Annotated in this window: 21 protein-coding genes; 6 read left to right on the forward strand and 15 right to left on the reverse strand. The window is 61.2% G+C overall.

Features of this window, described 5'->3' with window-relative positions; translation table 11 throughout:
- The first annotated feature begins 82 nt into the window (after positions 1–82).
- Complete coding sequence (locus G4D79_RS26575) at positions 83–532, forward strand: helix-turn-helix domain-containing protein (RefSeq protein WP_007735410.1); 450 nt, start codon at positions 83–85, stop codon at positions 530–532.
- Here the strand turns inward: G4D79_RS26575 and G4D79_RS26580 are convergent.
- The 3 genes from G4D79_RS26580 to G4D79_RS26590 all read right to left on the reverse strand — a co-directional run bounded on the left by G4D79_RS26580 (position 508) and on the right by G4D79_RS26590 (position 4,123).
- Positions 508–1,500: an iron-siderophore ABC transporter substrate-binding protein gene (locus G4D79_RS26580; protein ID WP_054781530.1), complete on the reverse strand. Its 993-nt coding sequence runs from the start codon at positions 1,498–1,500 to the stop codon at positions 508–510. The genes G4D79_RS26575 and G4D79_RS26580 overlap by 25 nt on opposite strands.
- A 183-nt stretch (positions 1,501–1,683) precedes the next feature.
- On the reverse strand, positions 1,684–3,087 hold the full coding sequence (lpdA, locus tag G4D79_RS26585) for a dihydrolipoyl dehydrogenase (RefSeq protein ID WP_003941477.1): 1,404 nt from the start codon (positions 3,085–3,087) through the stop codon (positions 1,684–1,686).
- 49 nt (positions 3,088–3,136) lie between these two features.
- Complete coding sequence (locus G4D79_RS26590) at positions 3,137–4,123, reverse strand: dipeptidase (RefSeq protein ID WP_058038501.1); 987 nt, start codon at positions 4,121–4,123, stop codon at positions 3,137–3,139.
- Positions 4,124–4,356: 233 nt separating this feature from the next.
- On the opposite strand from G4D79_RS26590, the gene G4D79_RS26595 reads away from it, so the two are divergent.
- From G4D79_RS26595 to G4D79_RS26605, 3 genes are all read left to right on the forward strand, one after another.
- On the forward strand, positions 4,357–5,406 hold the full coding sequence (locus G4D79_RS26595; protein ID WP_021343370.1) for an alpha/beta hydrolase family protein: 1,050 nt from the start codon (positions 4,357–4,359) through the stop codon (positions 5,404–5,406).
- A gap of 255 nt (positions 5,407–5,661) precedes the next feature.
- The gene (locus tag G4D79_RS26600) at positions 5,662–6,678 is read left to right on the forward strand and encodes an alpha/beta hydrolase family protein (RefSeq protein ID WP_003941485.1); all 1,017 of its coding nucleotides are present in this window, start codon (positions 5,662–5,664) and stop codon (positions 6,676–6,678) included.
- Between the two features lie 84 nt (positions 6,679–6,762).
- Positions 6,763–8,814 carry a prolyl oligopeptidase family protein gene (locus G4D79_RS26605; protein WP_214514564.1) on the forward strand — a complete coding sequence of 684 codons (2,052 nt, stop codon included), beginning with the start codon at positions 6,763–6,765 and terminating at the stop codon, positions 8,812–8,814.
- A 4-nt stretch (positions 8,815–8,818) separates the two neighbouring features.
- Here the strand turns inward: G4D79_RS26605 and G4D79_RS26610 are convergent, their stop codons facing one another.
- Together G4D79_RS26610 and ppk2 are read right to left on the reverse strand one after the other, a co-directional pair.
- Positions 8,819–9,652: an alpha/beta fold hydrolase gene (locus G4D79_RS26610; RefSeq protein WP_020906717.1), complete on the reverse strand. Its 834-nt coding sequence runs from the start codon at positions 9,650–9,652 to the stop codon at positions 8,819–8,821.
- Positions 9,653–9,703: 51 nt separating this feature from the next.
- On the reverse strand, positions 9,704–10,618 hold the full coding sequence (gene ppk2, locus G4D79_RS26615; RefSeq protein WP_024487730.1) for a polyphosphate kinase 2: 915 nt from the start codon (positions 10,616–10,618) through the stop codon (positions 9,704–9,706).
- Positions 10,619–10,763: 145 nt separating this feature from the next.
- On the opposite strand from ppk2, the gene G4D79_RS26620 reads away from it, so the two are divergent.
- Entirely contained in the window at positions 10,764–10,967 is a 204-nt protein-coding gene (locus tag G4D79_RS26620) for a PspC domain-containing protein (protein WP_003941534.1), read from the forward strand.
- Between the two features lie 93 nt (positions 10,968–11,060).
- Here the strand turns inward: G4D79_RS26620 and G4D79_RS26625 are convergent, their stop codons facing one another.
- From G4D79_RS26625 to G4D79_RS26650, 7 genes are all read right to left on the reverse strand, one after another.
- Positions 11,061–11,204, reverse strand: coding sequence for a hypothetical protein (locus G4D79_RS26625; RefSeq protein WP_003941503.1), 144 nt, complete (start codon positions 11,202–11,204; stop codon positions 11,061–11,063).
- Between the two features lie 63 nt (positions 11,205–11,267).
- Positions 11,268–11,453: a hypothetical protein gene (locus G4D79_RS26630; protein WP_223304379.1), complete on the reverse strand. Its 186-nt coding sequence runs from the start codon at positions 11,451–11,453 to the stop codon at positions 11,268–11,270.
- Between the two features lie 212 nt (positions 11,454–11,665).
- Positions 11,666–13,111: a wax ester/triacylglycerol synthase domain-containing protein gene (locus tag G4D79_RS26635; protein WP_214514565.1), complete on the reverse strand. Its 1,446-nt coding sequence runs from the start codon at positions 13,109–13,111 to the stop codon at positions 11,666–11,668.
- A 136-nt stretch (positions 13,112–13,247) separates the two neighbouring features.
- A complete protein-coding gene (locus G4D79_RS26640; RefSeq protein WP_058038503.1) occupies positions 13,248–14,708 on the reverse strand; it encodes a wax ester/triacylglycerol synthase domain-containing protein in 1,461 nt (486 codons plus the stop codon).
- A 467-nt stretch (positions 14,709–15,175) separates the two neighbouring features.
- The gene (locus G4D79_RS26645) at positions 15,176–15,370 is read right to left on the reverse strand and encodes a hypothetical protein (protein WP_031331808.1); all 195 of its coding nucleotides are present in this window, start codon (positions 15,368–15,370) and stop codon (positions 15,176–15,178) included.
- Between the two features lie 55 nt (positions 15,371–15,425).
- Positions 15,426–15,557, reverse strand: a complete 132-nt coding sequence (locus G4D79_RS35055) for a hypothetical protein (RefSeq protein WP_003941467.1) — start codon at positions 15,555–15,557, stop codon at positions 15,426–15,428.
- Between the two features lie 49 nt (positions 15,558–15,606).
- Positions 15,607–15,750 (reverse strand): hypothetical protein, encoded by a 144-nt coding sequence (locus G4D79_RS26650; protein ID WP_153212751.1) that lies wholly within the window; start codon positions 15,748–15,750, stop codon positions 15,607–15,609.
- A 565-nt stretch (positions 15,751–16,315) separates the two neighbouring features.
- On the opposite strand from G4D79_RS26650, the gene G4D79_RS26655 reads away from it, so the two are divergent.
- Positions 16,316–17,152, forward strand: a complete 837-nt coding sequence (locus tag G4D79_RS26655; protein ID WP_054781533.1) for a DUF559 domain-containing protein — start codon at positions 16,316–16,318, stop codon at positions 17,150–17,152.
- A 153-nt stretch (positions 17,153–17,305) separates the two neighbouring features.
- Here the strand turns inward: G4D79_RS26655 and groL are convergent, their stop codons facing one another.
- The 3 genes from groL to G4D79_RS26670 form a co-directional block, all read right to left on the reverse strand.
- A complete protein-coding gene (gene groL, locus G4D79_RS26660) occupies positions 17,306–18,931 on the reverse strand; it encodes a chaperonin GroEL (protein WP_003941476.1) in 1,626 nt (541 codons plus the stop codon).
- Between the two features lie 273 nt (positions 18,932–19,204).
- On the reverse strand, positions 19,205–19,762 hold the full coding sequence (locus G4D79_RS26665; RefSeq protein WP_019744475.1) for a DUF6764 family protein: 558 nt from the start codon (positions 19,760–19,762) through the stop codon (positions 19,205–19,207).
- Between the two features lie 81 nt (positions 19,763–19,843).
- Positions 19,844–20,629, reverse strand: a complete 786-nt coding sequence (locus G4D79_RS26670; RefSeq protein WP_020906711.1) for an HAD-IIA family hydrolase — start codon at positions 20,627–20,629, stop codon at positions 19,844–19,846.
- Positions 20,630–20,692: the final 63 nt, after the last annotated feature.

The raw sequence follows: 20,692 nt of genomic DNA on the forward strand, positions 1-20,692 counted from the left end.
CTGCAACCATCATGCACTTATTTTTCGTAAGTGCAACACGGCGAGTTAGCGCTATCGGATCGTGCAGTAGTAGCCTGGGTTCATGACCAGCACCGACTCACCTTCACGTGCTGCCCAGACTCCTGATCCGAATGCCGACGTCGTGGACCCAACCCTCGAGGCTGACGTCTTCGCTCGCGGGTGCAACTCTCGGGCGGCATTGCAGAATGCAACCGGACGCTGGGGCGCACTCGCACTGGCAGCACTGAACGAGGGTCCGTACCGGTTCAGTGCCCTGCGCCGACGCGTCGACGGAGTCAGCGAGCGCATGCTCTCGCAGACCCTGCAAACACTCGAGCGGGATGGCCTCGTGCACCGTGAGGTACTCGAAACCATCCCGCCCAAAGTGGAATACAGCCTGACCGAACTCGGCGCCGACGTCGCCGCAAAGATCACGGCCCTGATCGAACTACTCGAATCGCAGGTGCCGAAAATCGTTGCGTCACAAGCGTCGTACGACGCCCGGAATCAGCTCAACTTGTCCGAGAGCTGAGCGATGAACTCGTCGAATGCGTAGGGAACGCTCAGCACCGTCGGAGCGGACGTAGCCATCGCGTAGTCCATTCCGACCAGACGAACCAGACGGCCGTTCGACACCGAGGTCATGTTCGCGAACGGACCGAAGGACATCAGCTTGTCCAGGTTGGTGCCGTCGGCGTCGACGAGAATGAAGACGTCGGCGTCGAGTGTGTCGATGGATTCCATGCCCACGGACACCGAACTGTCGCCGGAAGTGCACACTGCGTCGACACCGGGCGAGGTCTTCACCCCGAGCTGGCCGAGAAGACGGATCCGCGGGTCGGTGCCGCAGAAGACGATCAGGCCCTCGTCGGTGCGCATTGCATACGTTGCGGTTTTGCCCTGGAACTGTGGGTGATCAGCGGCCTGCTTCTCGAAGTACGCCCCGGTCTCGTCGATCAGCGTCTGAGCCTGCTCCGGCTGTCCGAGCGCTGCACCGATCATGCTCATCTGCTTGTCCCACGCCGTATCCCACGGCTGGTCGGGGAACGCGACGGTCGGCGCGATGTCACTGAGACGCTTGTACTCGCCCTCGTCGATGCCGGAGTACACGGCGAGGATCACGTCGGGATCGAGCCCGAGGATCTGCTCGAACGGGATATCGGGATTGGTCGTCATGAGAACAGGCTTGGCACCGTTCAGACGCGAAGCGTCCCAGGGCAGGATGTTGTTCTCGATGCCGGCGCCGGAGAAGCTCTCCATGGCGACCGGAACCTTGTTCAGTGCGATCACCGCATCCTGGCCACTCCATCCGATGGTCACGATGCGCATAGGCTCCGCGTCGATCGTCGTCGAACCGTAGGCGTGGTCGACGGTCACGGGGAACGCCCCCACCTCGGCGGCACCCGAAGCTTCGGCGTCCGATCCGGAGTCACCTGAGGTTCCACAGGCGGAGAGCGTCAGCGCGACGCAAGCCGCGAGCAGTACGGAACGAGTTTTCATGAGTGGTCCTTCGAAAGCCGAATGGTCGACTCGGGACGCTAATGCGTTGCGCGCCTACACCCCGACTCGAAGGCCTCAGATGGCGGTTTCGCAACACAACTCGACACAAAAGACGAAAAACCCCGTGAGCCTTTCCGGTAGTGCGAACTACCGAAAAGGCGCACGGGGCCGAAGGCCCTGCCGTCAGAAGTTGATCATGTGGCCGGCGAGGCCGTGGATCGCTTCCTGCAGTGCCTCACTGAGCGTGGGGTGGGTGTGGACGTTGCGTGCCAACTCGTTGACCGTGAGGTCCCACTTCTGGGCCAAGGTCAGCTCGGGCAGCAGTTCCGAAACGTCCGGTCCGATGAGGTGCCCGCCGAGCAGTTCGCCGTACTTCTTGTCGGCGATCAGCTTGACGAAACCGGTCGGGTCACCGAGACCGTGTGCCTTGCCGTTGGCAGCGAACGGGAAATTCGCGACCTTGACGTCGTAGCCCTCGGCCTTGGCCTGCTCCTCGGTCAAACCGAACGAGGCGACCTGCGGCTGGCAGAACGTCGCACGCGGCATCATCCGGTAGTCACCGAGTGTCTGCGTCTCCGCGCCGCCGATGGTCTCGGCAGCGACGACAGCCTGAGCTTCTGCGACGTGCGCGAGCTGCAGCTTGGCGGTGACGTCACCGATGGCGAAGATGTGCGGGACGTTGGTGCGCATGTAGTCGTCGATCGCGATGGCGCCGCGATCGGTCAACGCGACACCGGTGTTCTCGAGACCGAAGCCCTCCACGCGCGGTGCGAAGCCGACGGACTGCAGAACCTTGTCGACGACCACGGTCTCGATCTCGCCGGACTTGTTGTCCTTGATCGAGACGGTGACCTTGCTGCCGTCGTCGCTGATGGACTGCACAGCGGCACCGGTCTTGATGGTGACGCCGAGCTTCTTGTACTGCTTGGCGATTTCCTTCGAGACGTCGGCGTCCTCGTTGGGCAGTGCCCGATCGAGGAACTCGACGATCGTGACGTCGACGCCGTAGTTCTTGAGGACGTAACCGAACTCCATGCCGATCGCGCCGGCACCGACGATGAGGATCGAACCCGGAAGGTCACGGGTGAGGATCTGCTCTTCGTAGGTCACGACGTTCTCGCTCAGCGAGGTGCCGGGCAGCAGCTTGGTGTACGAACCGGTCGCGATGATGGCGTTGTCGAACGTGATCGTCTCGGTGCCACCCTTGCTCAGCTCCACGCTGATGGTGTTGGCGTCGACGAACGTGCCCTTGCCGTCGTACTCCGGGATCTTGTTCTTCTTCATCAAGAAGTGAATGCCCTTGACTCGCCCGTCCGCGACCTTGCGGCTGCGATCGAAAGCGGAGCCGAAATCGAAGGACACGTCTCCGGACATGCCGAACGTCTTCGCTTCTTTCGTGAAGATGTGCGCGAGTTCGGCGTTACGGAGAAGCGCCTTGGACGGAATGCAGCCGACATTCAGGCATACACCGCCCCAGTACTTCTGCTCGATGATGGCGGTGCTCAGGCCCAGTTGTGCCGCGCGGATAGCAGCGACGTACCCACCGGGGCCGGCTCCGAGGACAACGACGTCATAGTGTGAGGTCACGATTCACCAGGTTAGTCCTGCATCGTTTCGCTGTCCCCAGATGGTCGTATTACCCGTCGGTAGCCCACACTTCTCGGGCAACTCGGGCGAAATTTCCGCCGTACACGGCCTCGATCGACGGCTCGTCGAAGCCCCGCTCACGCAATACCTGATCAAGTGTCAGCACCTCCTCCGGAGGAGTCCACTGCAGTGGCCCCCACGCGGTGTACGCCTCGGAGAACGACGACGGGTTCTGCTCGATCTCTTCGCGGAAGTCGTCGGCGTCGAATGAGAAGTCGGAGCCGATCCCGACATGATCGATGCCGACGAGTCCCACAGCCTCTTCGATGTGGTCGGCCATCGCGGACAGCCGAGCCTGGTCGTCATCCGGTCCGTTGACGCCGAGGAATATGCCCACGCCGTTGATCCCGACGACGCCGCCGGTCTCCGCACACGCTCTGGCCTGATCGTCGGTGATGTTGCGCGGATGCTCCCACAACCTTCGGAGGTTCGAGTGGCTGTAGATCATTGCTCGCTGGGTGATAGCTGAGATGTCCAACCCCGTCTGTACAGAACAATGTGAGCCGTCGACCGTCATTCCGACGCGATTCATCTCGGCAACCAGGTCACGGCCGTATCCACTCAACCCCGTGTCCGCCAGGTCCAAGCAGCCGCAGCCGGCAGCGTTCATGTAGTTATACGTCGGCAACATCGAGCGGACTCCGAGGTCGTAGAAGTACGAGACGTTGGCCAGGTCTCCCTCCAGCGGATTCGAGTCCTCCAGGTCGAAGGCCAGGGCGATTCCGCCGGACTCCTGAATCTCGACGACGCCGTCGACGGTGAAGACAGGGGTGATCTCCGGGAACTCGACCCGCGCCTGCCACGCGAAACTCTTGGCGATTGCCGTCGAGTCCGCGCGAGTCTGCGGCGAGTAACCGACGTTCACCGAAACGTAACTCCCCGCTGGGCGCTGATATCGGAGAAGATCTTCGACAGACGCGTTCGACTGCAGAGGTAGGCAACAATGTTGTTCCCATAGTGGATATGTCCGGTTCACTCACTAATCCCGTCGATGATCAGGGAAATTCACCTGAAACTGGTCGTACGTTCAGCAAATCTCTGGTTCACTGGCGGATAACGCACCGATGCGGTAGAACTTACAAGACTCACACGCCCTGTACCTATCGACAGAGCATGTACCCAGCATGAATTCCCGTACGGGAACAGCAACAAAGGACCGTTCACTCCTGGGCGGATTCGAAGGAATTTTAGGTGGAGGTTTCTGAACGTATGCGTGCTCGCACTTTCAAGCGTGGCCGTCTGGTCGCCGCTGTAGCCGCAGTATCCGTGCTGCCGATGCTGATCAGCCCTGCAGTGTCGTCCGCAGGCGGAGATCCGTCGACCACCACGGCAACTGTTGCCAAGGCAAACACAACGGGTTCCAAGCTCTCGAGCCGCACGGACAACGGGCGCATCGCCACCATCAAGGTGTACTCACCTTCCATGGGACGCGACATTCCGCTCGAGGTCATCCTCCCGGCAGACGGCAGCGAACCCCGCCCGACCCTCTACCTGCTCAACGGTGCAGGCGGCGGCGAAGACCGGGCGACGTGGCAGCGTCAGACCGACGTCAACGAGTTCTTCGCTGACAAGAACGTCAACGTCGTCACCCCGCTCGAAGGTGCATTCAGCTACTACACCGACTGGGTGAACGACGACCCGTCCCTCGGCCGTCAGAAGTGGCAGACGTTCCTGACCCAGGAACTCCCGCCCGTCATCGACGCCGAGTTCAACACCAACGGCGTCCAGTCGATCTCCGCGATCTCGATGACCGCGACCTCGGTCCTCAACCTCGCCATCGCAGCTCCGGGCCTCTACAAGGGCGTCGGTGCATACAGCGGATGCGCCGAGACCAGCACACCGGTCGGCCAGTCCTCCATCGAACTGGTTGTGGGCATGCGCGGCGACGCTGACGTGACCAACATGTGGGGCCCCCTCGACGGCCAGGGCTGGATCGACAACGACCCCGTCGTCAACGCCGAGAAGCTCCGCGGCACCGAGCTCTTCATCTCCACCGGCTCCGGACTCCCCGGCCCGCACGACACCCTGAACAACGAGGCGATCAACGGACAGGTCGGCACACTCGCCAACCAGGTGATCGTCGGCGGCGTCATCGAGGCAGCAGTCAACTACTGCACCCACAACCTCGCCTACCGCCTCAACGATCTCAAGATCCCGGCCACCTTCGACTTCAAGCCGACCGGCACCCACTCGTGGGGCTACTGGGAAGACGATCTCCACAACTCCTGGCCGATGCTCGCTCGTTCGATGGGCATCTGACCGAAATCGTTCCGACTCGACCCCGCTCCCTGCACTTCCGGGAGCGGGGTCGAGTGCTTGTCTGGGCCGATTCGGGGGTTGATTCGGGGGTTAATTCCGGGGCCAATTCAATTGTCAGGCAATCGAATCGCGTCACTTTCTGCGCCCGCTCTGCTTTACTGACACATAACAAAAAGTGAACCTGTTCCAGTAAGGGCTCACAGGCACTTCGATCCGTTCCGGATCCGAAGACATTCAGGTGGAGGATCCGAACGTATGCGTGCTCGAATTTTCAAGCGTGGCAGTGTGATCGCAGCTCTCGCAGTGGCCACGGTGCTGCCGATGCTGATCAGTCCGGCGACAGCTTCTGCGGGCGGTGACACGTCCGGATCGCACGTCGTGAGCAACACCAAGACCGGCGACCGCAAGGTCACCATCTCGGTCTTCTCCCCGGCGATGGATCGCAACATCCCGCTCGAGGTCATCCTCCCCGCAGATGGCAGCGAACCCCGCCCGACGCTCTACCTGCTCAACGGTGCAGGCGGCGGCGAAGACTCGGCGACCTGGCAACGCAAGACCGACGTCATGAACTTCTTCCAGGACAAGAACGTCAACGTCGTCACTCCACTCGAAGGCGCGTTCAGCTATTACACCGACTGGGTGAACGACGATCCGGTTCTCGGTCGCCAGAAGTGGCAGACGTTCCTCACCAAGGAACTCCCGCCCGTCATCGACGCCGAGTTCAACACCAACAAGGTCCAGTCGATCTCCGCGATCTCCATGACCGCGACCTCGGTCCTCAACCTCGCCATCGCGGCTCCCGGCCTCTACAAGGGCGTCGGGGCGTACAGCGGATGCGCTGAGACCAGCACCCCCGTCGGTCAGAGTGCGATCGAACTTGTCACAGGTACCCGCGGCGGAGCTGACATCACCAACATGTGGGGCCCGCTCGACGGTCAGGGCTGGAAGGACAACGATCCGGTCCTCAACGCCGAGAAGCTCCGCGGCACCGAACTCTACGTCTCCACCGGCTCCGGACTCCCCGGCCCACACGACACTCTCGCCAATCCCGCGATCAACGGTCAGGTCGGTGCGCTCGCCAACCAGGCGATCGTCGGCGGCGTCATCGAGGCAGCGGTCAACTACTGCACCCACAACCTCGCCTACCGCCTGAGCGATCTGAAGATCCCGGCCACCTTCGACTTCAAGCCGACCGGCACCCACTCGTGGGGCTACTGGCAGGACGATCTCCACAACTCCTGGCCGATGCTCGCTCACTCCCTGGGCGTCTGACCCGATTCGTTCTCACTCGACCCCGCTCCAGTGTTTCGGGAGCGGGGTCGAGTGCTGTCGGGAGCGAGCAGTAAGAATGGACGTATGACTTCCGATCAGCAGCCCACCACCGGCGACGACCCCTACCTCTGGCTCGAAGACGTGACCGGTGAGTCTGCACTCGATTGGGTCCGTCAGCACAATGCCGTGACCGAGGAGCAGCTCACCGACAACGAGCGCTTCGATCGACTACAGAGCGACGTGCGCGAGATCCTCGATACCGACGCGCGAATCCCCTACGTCCGCCGTCGAGGTGAGTTCCTCTACAACTTCTGGCGCGACAGCACCCACGTTCGCGGATTGTGGCGACGCACGACGTTCGATCAGTACGTCACCGACGACCCGGAATGGGACGTCCTGGTCGACCTCGACGCCCTGGCCGAGGCCGAGGGCGAGAACTGGGTCTGGAAGGGCACGCAACTTCTACGGCCACACCGCAACCGTGCATTGATCAACCTCTCCCGCGGCGGGGCAGACGCGGCGGTCGTTCGCGAGTTCGACATCGACAAGCGCGAGTTCCTCGCTCCCGAGGGCGAGAATCCCGGCTTCTACCTTCCCGAGGCCAAGACCGACATCGACTGGATCGACATCGATACCGTCTACGTCGGAACGGATATCGGACCGGGGTCGCTCACCGATTCCGGATATCCCCGTCTGGCCCAGCGGTGGAAGCGCGGCACTCCCCTCTCCAGCGCCGAGACCGTCTACGCGGGCCAGGCCACGGACGTGGCCATCTCGGCTTCGCACGATCCGACGCCCGGGTTCGAACGGGACTTCGTCACTCGCTCGGTCGATTTCTACAACTCTCAGCATTTCGAAGTTCGCCCCGACGGTGAACTGGTGCTCGTGGACGTCCCCGAGGACGCCGGGATCTCGATTCACCACGAGTGGTTGTTGATCCGCACCAAGTCCGTGTGGGCCGTCGAGGACACCGAATATCCGACCGGCGCACTGCTTGCCATCCGTTACGACGATTTCCTTGCCGGCTCACGAGCACTGACATCGATCTTCGAACCCGACGCACATTCCTCGCTCGAGCACTACACCTGGACACGCGATCATCTGATTCTGGTGGTCCTGACCGACGTGCGCACGACGCTGCGAATCCTGACGCCGGGCGAAAACGGCTGGGAGGATCGACCTTTCGAAGGGCTTCCAGAACTGACCAGTATCGAAATTCTCGACACCGACCCTGATGTCAGCAACGAGTACTTCGTCAATTCGAGTGGATACACCTCCCCTGCAACTCTTTTGCACGGCGTGATCGGCGAAACCGAACCCACTGCCCTCAAGCAGGCTCCCGCGTTCTTCGACGCCGAGGGCATCACCACGGAGCAGTTCTTCGCCACCTCTGCCGACGGCACCCAAGTTCCGTACTTCGTGGTGCGCAGTCCGCGTAGCGAGCCCGGCCCTACCCTGCTCTACGGGTACGGCGGATTCGAGATCTCGCTGACACCGTCGTACAGCGGTTCTCTGGGCCGTGCCTGGCTGACGCAGGGCGGAACCTATGTGGTTGCGAACATTCGTGGTGGCGGCGAGTACGGACCCGGTTGGCACACACAGGTTCTCAAGGCCGGGCGCCACAAGGTGCACGAAGACTTCGCTGCCGTCGCGAGAGACCTCGTCGATCGCGGAATCACGACCCCGGATCTTCTGGCAGCTCAGGGCGGTAGCAACGGCGGCCTGCTGATGGGCATCATGCTGACCAAGTACCCCGAGCTCTTCGGCGCCATCGTCTGTCAGGTCCCGCTGCTGGACATGCGCCGATTCCATCTCCTGCTGGCCGGCGCTTCGTGGATGGCCGAATACGGTGACCCCGATGTCCCGGAGGAGTGGGCATTCATCTCGGAGTACTCGCCGTATCAGAACATCGACGCCGCCGCGTCGTACCCACCGATCCTGATCGCGACGTCCACCCGCGACGACCGCGTCCACCCCGCGCATGCCCGCAAGATGGCCGCACGGCTGGAAGAGCTGGGCAAGCCGGTGCTGTATTTCGAGAACATCGAGGGTGGCCACGGCGGCGCCGCGGACAATGCTCAGCTGGCCTTCAAGACTGCGCTGACCTACGAGTTCCTCTGGCAGAAACTCGCCTGATCTTTCAGCGGTCGCGCAACCACGCGACGACGCGCTCGCTCACAGCGGTGGGATTGCGTATCCAACCGTTGTGACCGAGTGGTTCGTCGATGTGCGTCATCGTCACTTGGGCCCCGGAGAGCTTGTCCACCAGGTTCTTTGCCGACCGGCGTGGAGCGAGATCGTCCCCTTCGATCGTGATCGACAGAACCGGCAAGGTCAGGCGAGCGATCCGCTCCTCGTAGTCGATATCCGCACCGACGGGTTCCATGCGACCGGTCCTGGCGAACCGGGCCCAATCGGTGATCAGTACTTTCGACTGTCGACCGAAGCCGCCGACGTTGACCCGGTCTCCAGGCCAGAAGCCGGCGATGTTGGCTGTCACCGACATCGCGGACGAACCCAGATAGAGTCCGGGCGCACGGATTCCGGGGAATCCGCGGTGATACGGCGATCCGGAGGCAACCAGGATCAGTCCGCCGAGCCGGCCCCGAATCCTCGACGCGTACATGACCCCGATCTGGCCGCCCATGCTGTGCCCCATCAGAAATGGTGTGCTGGCCGGAAACCGCTCACGCACCACCTCGAACGTCGCCGGACAATCGATCGAGACCAGTTCCTGATATCCGAAAACACTCGACGCGCTCGGGCGCGGTTTGCTGTCACCTTGGCCACGCAGTTCACCGATGGCCGCATTGAAGCCGGCTTCGACCAGGGCCTGCGCCACCGGATCGTAGAACCCGGCGGGAACTCCGAGCCCGGGCAACATCACCACCACGGGTGCGTCGTCGTTCGGTCCGGGAAACAGACGGATCGGGGTCACGGTGCCGTCGGGGAGTTGGATCGGTACGGTCTCCATTCAACTCACACTAACCACCCACGCCGCGGATGGGCAGAGCCCACGCGCCGACTATTCGAGGCTTCCCACGATCAGCGGATCCGGAGTACCCACGATCTCGTAATCCTTGTTGTCGTAATCGAACTGACTGAGCACGTGACGCATCGCGTTTATCCGTGCGCGTTTCTTGTCGTTGCTCTTGATGACGGTCCACGGAGCGGTGTCGGTATCGGTGAACCGGATCATCTCTTCCTTCGCCGCCGTGTACGCATCCCACTTGTCCAGAGAAGCGATGTCCATCGGCGAAAGCTTCCACTGCCGCACGGGATCGACCTGTCTGATCGCGAACCGCGTGCGCTGCTCCAGCGGGGAAACCGAGAACCAGAACTTGATCAAGCTGATGCCGTCGTCGACGAGCATCTGCTCGAACAACGGCACCTGGCGCAGAAATCGCTCATGCTCCTCGTCGGTGCAGAAACCCATGACCCGCTCGACCCCGGCCCGGTTGTACCAAGACCGATCGAACATCACCAGTTCCCCGGCAGCCGGAAGGTGCTGCACGTAGCGCTGGAAGTACCACTGCGTCGACTCGCGGGCCGACGGCTTCTCCAATGCGACGACCCGTGCGCCGCGAGGATTGAGGTGCTCCATGAATCGTTTGATCGTTCCGCCCTTGCCGGCAGCGTCGCGTCCTTCGAACACGATGGCGTGCCGTGCGCCGGTTTCCTTCGACCAGTTCTGCAGCTTGAGGAGTTCGATCTGCAGCAGACGCTTGGACATTTCGTACTCGTCCCGAGGCATCCGTGCGTCGTACGGGTAGCCCTCCCGCCAGGTGTCGACCTCGAAACCGTCCGGCGACGTCAGCAGCACCGGATCGTCGTCGTCATTGTCGTCGACGGTGAAGGCGGCGGTGTCGGCCAGATCGACGGCGGTCGAGAGATCCGCGAAGGCGCTGAGGAACGGTCGGCGTTCTGCTAAATCGGTCACCGCCGACAAGGTAGTCTCCCGCAGCAACCGTTCGGTGAAGCTGGGATGAACTACCGGGGTATGACACGACGGGCTCAAAAGATCAGGGTGCAGATGGGGGTCGTCCCCGATGGTGCCTGATGCGATCTCGCTTCAGAATTGAAGCATGACATTCGAAAGCAACACACCTCGCCCCTTCACCCGTTCCAACGACAAGAAAATGTTCGCCGGAGTGTGCGGCGGAATTGCAGATTACTTCGGCGCCGACGTCAATCTTGTCCGTCTACTCGCCGTTATCGCCGCTATTTGCACGGGCGGAACCGCGGCTTTGGTATATCTCGCCGCCTGGATGCTCATGCCGTTAGGTTGAGGATTCCGGCACCTGACATGGCGAGAATTACGCGCCGACAAAAGGTATTTCGGGGCCTACGCGCCAACACGAGCAGGCCCCGAAATCAACAATCTACTTGGCGGCCTTCAACTCTCCACCGCTGAGCGCAGCGAGGGCCTCGAGACCCTTGACGGCCAGGCCACTGACGCTGCCCAACCCCTGACCGATGATCGCACCGACTGAGCCGGCAGCGTCCATGACAGATCCTTCAAGCATGACGTTCTCCTTTAGATGTTCAGTGGTTCACTTGGGACGAGCAAATGACGCCGATCAGAAAACTCAGGGAACGACAGGCGGCGTAAAGCTGAGGGTGTCGAGAGATCCGAAGATTCCACCGGCGGTGTCAGCCAGTGAACCGAAGAGGTTTGCACCGACATTGTCCAATCCCAGCAGCATTGTCAGCAAAGCCTGCATCGGTGCACCGTCCCCATTCGGACCACCGAGAATATCCATCAACGAACCCATGTTCAGCTCCTCGCGTAGGTGATTCTTTTTACCGTCGGTGACGATTATCGAACCAGTCCGGCGGTAGACACTCGACGTGTCGACAGTCACATTAATCCGCGAGATAACGACTCGACACCACTACGGACAATTACCTTAATTAGGATGAATTCGACAGAAATTTCCCGAACACAAATCGTCGATTCACCACAAGTTCCGACGCAAGTTGCACTTTATCGTTCGACTACCTCACGATTTTGGTCAGAAACTGCCTGCAAAAGCGTCGTGAACCCCACCCGCAACAATTCGACGTAGTGCTCGATATCCGGCATCGTCTCTTGCGAGACGATGACATTGAGCGTCAGAGAACCTCCACGCGCGGCAATGAGGAAGTGGCGCAGAATATCTCCGTCGACCGGCGCCTGCCCGCCGAGAACTGCCACCGCCGGCGCACCTTCGAAAACATTGCCGTCGACCGATACCGGGACATTGCTGATCGTCGTGTTCTGAATGACCTTGTGCGAAGGGTCCAGCTTGTTGAGCCGACGCGAGAGACCGGTGAGTCTGAGCAGAGCCGCAGGCGAGGTTTCGATGCGTGTGCCGTAACGACGGACGGCTGGGTGCGAACTCCGCCCCTTTGCCATCAGCGCCGAATCCCTGATCAGTGTCAGCCGCTCGACCGGATCTTCGACGTCCGTGTGCAGATCGACCGTCAACAGCGCCAGTTGGTTGGCCGATTCCCATTCGGCTATCTGCCGCATCGATCGGGGAACCATCGCCGCCAACCCACTGGCCGACTTCTCGCCCTTTTCCGACAGGTATGCGTCGAGAGCACCGGCGACCACGGTCAGGAAGATGTCGTTGACCGTCACGTCCGGAACGGCCGCTCGGATCGCTTTGATGTCTGCGCCGTCCAGCGTCAGGAAATCGATCGTGATGTCTCCGCCCAGCACGCCGTTGAATCGGGTCGGTAGGCGGTCGGCCGAGTACGTAGGCAGCTCTCCGGCCTCTTCCGCCTCCCGAACCGTCTCGGCCGCAACCTTTGTCACGGACAGACCCCGGCCGAAACGGATCGCCTGGCCGGGCAAACCGACGACCGTGCGCCCGATCAAATCCAGCGACGAAAGCCCCGAACCGGCACGCTTCGTCTCCGGCTTCGGCGGACCGGAGAACAGAAGGTTGGTCAGATCGCGGATCGCCAGACCGTCACCAGCCCCGTGGTGGGTCTTGAGCATGATCAGCGTCAGATTGCCCGGCAGCTCGTCGATCCCGTGCACGCCGGTCATGACGTGCAACTCCCAGGGCGGCCGGGACAGGTCCATCGGCTCCCCGAGCGAGCGCCCGAGAAATTCACGAACCGGGGCCCACCCGGCAACAGGGGCACGATGGACGTGCACGTGATCATCGACGTCGAAATCGGCCGGGACCCAATAGGGATAGTCCAGATCCAGCGGAACTCGCTGGAGTCGACTCGTGAACAGTGGCCAGTACCCGAATCTTTCGGTGATCCACCGAACCGCGTCGTCGTGCGTCATCTCTGCGAGCGGATGGCCCGTCGTGTCGAAGAAGTAGGCGCAGACCATGTGGCTCAGATGTCCGCCGGACTCGTTGTAGACGAACTCCGCGTCTCGCGGTCCCATCTGAGATACCGCGGCTGGCAACGAGTTCCGAAAGATCATGCATGCCCCTCAATTCCGACGCTGAACGAATGTCCGAATTGTAGCGAGCTGACATGCAGATCCTCTGGGTTCTGCTCGGAATCGTTGGGTGTCACCAAATCCAGCAATCGGAGAAGGTGCCTGCGATTCCGATCGATCAGGAGGCAACCTCTTGGTTAGGTGAATCCGCAGTCTGCATCGCGGCTGCCGCTGCCAAGTCATCGAAACTTGCTCGCAGTAGTTCGATGTAATGGTGGAGATCGGGCATGGTCGCGGTATCCGCGATGACGTTGAGGGTCAGTCCCCCACCTGCTGCGGCGACCATGAAATGCCGTAGCCCATCCCCGTCGATGGGCGCTTGCACTGCAAGCACAGCCGCGCCCGGGGCGCCGGCAAGCGTCAACCCTTCGACCGAGAGTGGAATGTTACTCACCATCGTGTGCTGGTAACGCGGTCGATCGAGGCTGTGATCGTTCTGCTTGCGCGCATACGCCATCAATCTCATCAAAGGCGCGGGCGTGGTCTCGACTGCGGCCCCGGCACGCCTGACCGCGGGATGGGACGTGCGCGCCTTCTCCGACCGTGCCGAACTCGAAATGAGCGCCAACCTCTCCAATGGGGACTCGACCTGGGTGTGCATATCCACCAGCAGAGCCACCAACTGATTCGCCGACTCCCACGCTTCGACCTTACGCACCGAGCGAGGAACCATCGCGATCAAGGAATCGCTTGGCCTTTCATCCTTTTCCGTGAGGTAGCGCGTCAGAGCGCCTCCGACAACGGCGAGTAGAACGTCGTTGACAGTGGCACCGGGCACCGAATCCTTGATCTCACGGACCTGCTCCCCGGACATTGTCATCGGTTCGAGTGAGGCAGCTCCACTCACCTTGCCGTTGAATCGAATTGCAGGCCTCTCGTTGAGGCTCTCCACCCATTCTCCTGCCTTCTTCGCAGCGTCAGCATCTCTCTGAGCGCGTCGGTTGCCTGGTACCTGCCTTGCGAAGCGATATATTCGGCCGGGAAACCCCAGTAGCGACTTGGTGAATATCCTCGCTCGCACAAACGGCACAGACGGTTCGGACCCAGCCTGCTGCACCTTGCCCGAAAAGATAGCCTCGCCCAACGTCCTGATGGCGATACCGTCAGCTGCACTGTGGTGAGACTTGAGCACCACCGCCGTCAGTCGGCCCGGCAATTCTTCAAGTCCCTCCAAACCTACGAAGAAGTGCAGTTCCCACGGCGGACGGCGCAGGTCCATCTTCGTGGTCAACAACGCGCTCAACGGCTTTTGCAGCGCTGCCCATCCTGTGTCGTTGATCTTGTTGACGTACACGTGCTTTCGGACGTCGAAGTCAGGGTCTGTCACCCAGTAGGGATGGTCCAGTCCCAACGGAGTCCGTTGGACTCGTTGAGTGAACATGCGATCACATCCGAGGCGTGCGGTAACCCAGTCCACTGCCTGTTCTGCCGTGAATTCCGCGCTTGGGTGCAACGATGTCTCGAAGAAGTACACAGCGATCAGATGGTTCAGGTGACCAGCGCCCTCGTGATAGATGAATTCGGCATCGCGTGGGTTCAGCTGCGCCATCCTTGCGCCTGACGTGTTGGACGCGCCCATTGAACTCCTTGTATCGCGGCTGGTTGCCCGCACATTCGCCTGAGTGCAAAGCTTGTGACTATGAGGCCAGTGATTGCAAAACCGATGGTCCCCGAAGCCAGAGGGCTACGGGGACCAAAGTTTCAAGCAAGTGCAGGTTGTGCAGGTTCGCCTGACTGCTCCGCTACGATGCTGTCCTCGACAACCGAACAATATGATGCAGTCGCTGGAGTGATCACGGCTTTTGTGGAGGATCCTTGATGATCTTGCTTCCAGTGGAAGTGAGACCAAGCATGTTCGATACCCACGTGATCATTCCGGTTAAATAAGTTTGCAGCATGACCGATTCCGTTCTTTCTATGGCGTGGGGGAAGACGACAGCGCGTTCAAATACTTCACAAACGTGCCCACGAGATCGACCGATCCGAAATCGACGATCTTGGACAGGTAGTCCAGGAAGAGATCGAACATCTTTTCTCCTTCTCCTTTTACAGGCCGGCTACGGAGCCGAGGACCGATTGGACGCTGCCCGCCGCAGCCTCACCGAGCGCACCGCCCATGTTGAGGCTTCCGGTGATCGACACGAAGATTCCGTCAACGACCTTGACCAAGTAGAACAGTGGATCCACGAGGGATCCGACGTCAACGCTTGCGAGCGCACCTATCAAACTAGCTGTGTCCACCGTATTTCACACTCCTTGAGATTGATTTCGTTCACTGGCTAAAGCAATTCACTTCTCAGTCGACGTTCGGGAACCAGCCGAAGTCAACCGAGGCGATAAACGGGGTAAACAAAGCCATCCCGAGAATGTTTTTGATCAACCCCCCGGCCTCGCCCTCGAGAACGTCCGCAATCGATCCCAGATCCATCATTCGCTCCTGTCATCAAAAACATTGGAAGAAGAACTTGCAGGTGCCGTCAACTGAGGTCGATTGCCGAAACCAACGATCCGGTGACCCCGTCGATTCCCGGCATGAGCGAACCGGACCAGACGTTACCCAGCAGGTCGGTGAACAATGCCGCCGTTGTCTGCAGGAACATGACGATCATATTGAATCCCACGCTTTCGATTGGCCGCGAATACTCACGGAACATTTACATTGGAATGCTTGATGCAGCCCACAAAGAACCGGTCCGAGCAGCAATTAAAGAATCCCAGTCGAACGATGAAGCCGAGATCCTCCGGGGCTGGTGCCCACTTTCCGCGGCTGTGACTGACATCAAGGTAGTGCAATAGGATCCGGTTTGGGTGCTTTTTGCCCAAGAATTTCAGATGGATCTGAAACCTGTTCCATATTCGCAGGTCTAGCGTCCAAGACGCCTGAAAATCGAGCAAAATGGAATAGCAACCGGAATTTACGTCGTCCGAAAGGCTTAGTACTTGAGGGTATTCAGGACAGAATTATCCACCAAAAGAACTAGACGTATCCGCACTTCACAGGTTAGCGGAGGCGAACAATCGGGACGGAAAATATCAAACATCCTTCAACATTCGGATAGATGAAGCTTCTCGTTCCCCACCTTCTCGATACACCTGTTACGCCATGAGGTTGTCCACACACACGCGGCCATCCACAAAGTGGCTTCTGAATCCGCGTCGTCAGGCTCTTGCCGCCACAGTGCATACGTGGAAGTTGTCACAAGAAACCAGTTGCTCGAGCAGGGCACTTCGCGCAGTTCGATCTCCCGATCCACGCGGTCAGGGCGACTCCATCGAATCCTGCCGTCGGTGTACTCCACCGAAGAACCTGGATACTTCGAGCGTTGCGTCGCGGTCACACTGTGGAAGCCTGAGGCCGTCCTCAGCCATACCAGCGCAGCCTGGCTGTGGGATCTCCTGCCGGAGGAACCACTCTTCGTCGAGGCCACCGTGGCTCCCAGCGTCCGAGCAGCCAGTCCGCAGTGGGTACGGCTTCACCGACGAACAGGAGTCTCGTCGGATGAGTGGATGGGTTTACCGATCGTGCCGATCGAGCAGTGCTTCATCGACGTCGCGACCACGTTGCCACGGCCCGCACTCGAGGCCTTCTTCGACGCGGCGGTATCGACCCGAGTGCCGTGGAAGTCGATAGCCCAACTGTGTGATGCGAGCCGCGGCAGGCACGGGATCCCCGCCGTACGCGAACAACTCCGCACCTGTTGCCCGCTCACTCGTTCGGAACCGGAGCGAGCAGTCGCCCGTGCACTGACTGCGCGCAACGTTCACCTGGAGATCAACGCTCGGGTCGGACCCTACTTCGGCGATCTGGTCGACACGCGAGCCCGGGTGATCGTGGAGATCGACGGGCGCGAATTCCATACCGACCCCGCAACTTTCAACAACGATCGACGGCGTCAGAACGCACTCGTTCTCGACGGATGGATGGTGTTGCGTTACTCCGCCGCCACCGCGATGGCCCATCTCGACGCTGTGGCGGACGAAATCATCACAGTGGTCCGAAGACGCCGACACAACCGGGCGTAAGCGCGGGCGTAAACGCACACAGCATCGAGCGCGCAACGGGAAACCGCGATCGCGTCGCAGTAGTGGACAAAAATGCCCGCATTATCTCCAGACAAGCAAAAGCCCGGCCCACCAAACGGTGGGCCGGGCTCTAGGAGCTAGGTGGAGATGGACTCAGAAGTCCATGCCGCCCATGCCGCCGGTCGGATCGCCTGCAGGCGCTCCGGCCTTCTCGGGCTTGTCAGCGACAACGGCTTCGGTCGTCAGGAACAGAGCCGCGATGGACGCTGCGTTCTGCAGTGCCGAGCGGGTGACCTTGACCGGGTCGTTGATGCCTGCAGCGAGCAGGTCGCCGTACTCGTTGGTCGCAGCGTTGAGGCCGTGACCTGCGGGCAGGTTGGAGACCTTGTCCGCAACAACGCCGGGCTCGAGGCCTGCGTTGAATGCGATCTGCTTGAGCGGAGCGGACAGTGCAACGCGAACGATGTTCGCGCCGGTTGCCTCGTCACCTTCGAGCTTGAGGTCGTCCAGTGCGGGAGCTGCCTGGAGAAGTGCAACGCCACCACCGGCGACGATGCCCTCTTCGACGGCTGCCTTTGCGTTACGCACTGCATCTTCGATGCGGTGCTTGCGCTCCTTGAGCTCGACCTCGGTAGCAGCGCCGGCCTTGATGACTGCAACGCCGCCGGCCAGCTTGGCCAGACGTTCCTGCAGCTTCTCACGGTCGTAATCCGAGTCGCTGTTCTCGATCTCGGCGCGGATCTGGCTGACACGACCGGCGATTGCGTCGGCGTCGCCGGCACCCTCGACGATGGTGGTCTCGTCCTTGGTGATGACGACCTTGCGTGCCTGGCCGAGGAGCTCGAGGCCTGCGGTCTCCAAGGAGAGTCCGACCTCTTCGCTGATGACCTCGCCACCGGTGAGGATGGCGATGTCGGCGAGCTGAGCCTTACGACGGTCACCGAAGCCGGGAGCCTTGACGGCAACAGACTTGAAGGTGCCACGGATCTTGTTGACCACGAGGGTGGAGAGAGCTTCGCCCTCGACGTCCTCGGCGATGATCAGGAGCGGCTTGCCGGACTGGATGACCTTCTCCAGCAGGGGCAGCAGGTCCTTGACCGTGGAGATCTTGGAGCTGACGAGCAGGATGTACGCGTCTTCGAGGACGGCTTCCTGACGCTCTGCATCGGTGGCGAAGTACGCCGAGATGTAGCCCTTGTCGAAGCGCATGCCCTCGGTGAGCTCGAGCTGCAGGCCGAAGGTGTTGGACTCCTCGACCGTGATGACGCCTTCCTTGCCGACCTTGTCCATAGCCTCGGCGATGAGCTCACCGATGGACGGGTCGCCGGCGGAAATACCGGCGGTAGCAGCGATCTGCTCCTTGGTGTCGATCTCCTTGGCGGTCTCGAGCAGGCGAGCTGTGACAGCCTCGACAGCCTTCTCGATGCCGCGCTTGAGGCCGAGCGGGTTCGCGCCGGCTGCGACGTTGCGCAGGCCTTCACGGACCAGAGCCTGTGCGAGAACGGTAGCGGTGGTGGTGCCGTCGCCAGCGACGTCGTCAGTCTTCTTGGCGACCTCCTTGACGAGCTCGGCGCCGATCTTCTCGTACGGGTCGTCGAGTTCGATCTCCTTGGCGATGGAAACACCATCGTTGGTGATCGTGGGGGCGCCCCACTTCTTTTCGAGAACGACGTTGCGACCCTTGGGGCCCAACGTCACCTTGACAGCGTCGGCGAGGGCGTTGAGGCCTCGCTCGAGGCCACGACGTGCCTCTTCGTCGAACGCGATGATCTTTGCCATTGCGAAGTGATCCTCCGGATAGGGGGTGACACACAAGGTGACCGCTCGTCGGGTCACCTCATCGGCACAAGGCGACCGTTTGACCAGTCACCTCATTACACGGGCGACCGATTTGCCTGGTCACCCATCTACGCCTGTGGTCTAGTCAGTGCCCGCGACGGACGACCGGGGGTGTCTATGGTTCCCGGTCTCACTGCCTCGACCTGGCACTCACGGTTCGCGAGTGCCAACTGCATTTTTAGCACTCGAGCGTGCCGAGTGCAAGGTTGAGCCTCAGCCCGCGATGCAGAACTGTCCGTTACTCAAATTGACCGCAAACGAGAGCACTCCGACGCAGTCGACGCCGTTGGCATCGGCCGTAGCGCCCGCTCCGTAACCAGCGATGGCGAAGGTGACGTTGCCGTCAGCCGCCCCGGCCCGCGCGATACCGCCGCCGAGCGCAAATGCCTGCGCCTGACCGTTACCGCGAGAAGCCCCCAGCGCGGTTCCGAAGCCGTTTGCATATGAATTGGAGTAGCCGTTGTCGGCGGCGACGCTCACAGCGGTACCGCTCTCGGCAGCACCGGCCTGCGAACGGCCGGCTCCGACGGACTGCGCGCCGCAGCTCGCGGTCTCGGAGACCTGGATGTCATTGGCCGACGGCGGCGAGACACACGTGACGGGGGCTGCCGAAGCAGCTCCCGCACCGGTCAGCGCCAGCCCGGCGGCGAGCCCCATACCTACAGTCATCACAGCCCCTGTTCTCGCCAGGCGGCCCCCCAACCGACTACTGGAAATTCCGCTGACTCGAGAGGATGAGCGACGGAACCAGACTGACGAGATCAAGGGCATAGAAAACTCCTTCGTGGAACAAGTTCATTGGATTCGGGCGCGAGAGTACCCGCTCGAGTGAAGTCCGTCACCCCCGCCTGGTCAAGCCTCGAGGACGACCCCGAGAAGGGCCGGAAGATCCGCGACCGAATCGATGACATGATCAGGCTTCTGAACCGACAGATCGAGCACTGTTTGCCGAAACTTGCCTGTGCGCACCAGAACTCCGGTCAAGCCGACTCGTTGTGAGGAGAGGACGTCCCCGATCAGATCGTCGCCGACCATCACCGTCGCCTCAGGTTCGACATGCATCAGCTCCGTGGCTGTCAGGAACCCCGTGAGAGACGGTTTACCCACTGCGGCGATATTTACACCTGCCACTTCCTCGAAGCCCGGCAAGTACGTTCCGGTGTCGATCCGAAGGCCGTCTACGGTCTCCCACATCATCCCGCGGTGCATCGCGACGACGGGCACACCGGCGAGCAGAAGTTCGAGCACTCGGCTCAGCGCCTCGTGAGTGAACTCCGGGCCGGCACCGCCGAGAATCACGACCTCAGGATCGGCGTCGTCGAATTCGATTCCCTCGAGATCGGCAGACACGTCACCGTGATTGAGGACCCACGCCCGCGCGTCCGGATACGTCGCCCGCACGTACTCCCCCGTGAGCCTGGCGGCAGTAACTATCTGGCTCGCCTCGACCTCGATACCGGCGTCGCACAACCCCTGCGCGATGAGCGACGAACTGCGCGAGGTTGTGTTGGTCAGAAACCCACAGGCCAATCCCCGCCGCCGAACTTCGCGTACGGCTTCCCCTGCTCCCTCGATCGGCTGCCAGGACGTGAGCAGGACTCCGTCGATATCGAACAGAACACCTTCGATGTCGGCCATTGCACCAGCCTATATTCGCCATCGAGGTCCTGCCGAGGCGTCGGAACCCGAAATCCGTCGATC

The sequence above is a fragment of the Rhodococcus sp. WY5 genome (genome assembly GCF_018588185.1).
GTDB lineage: Bacteria > Actinomycetota > Actinomycetes > Mycobacteriales > Mycobacteriaceae > Rhodococcus_F > Rhodococcus_F qingshengii.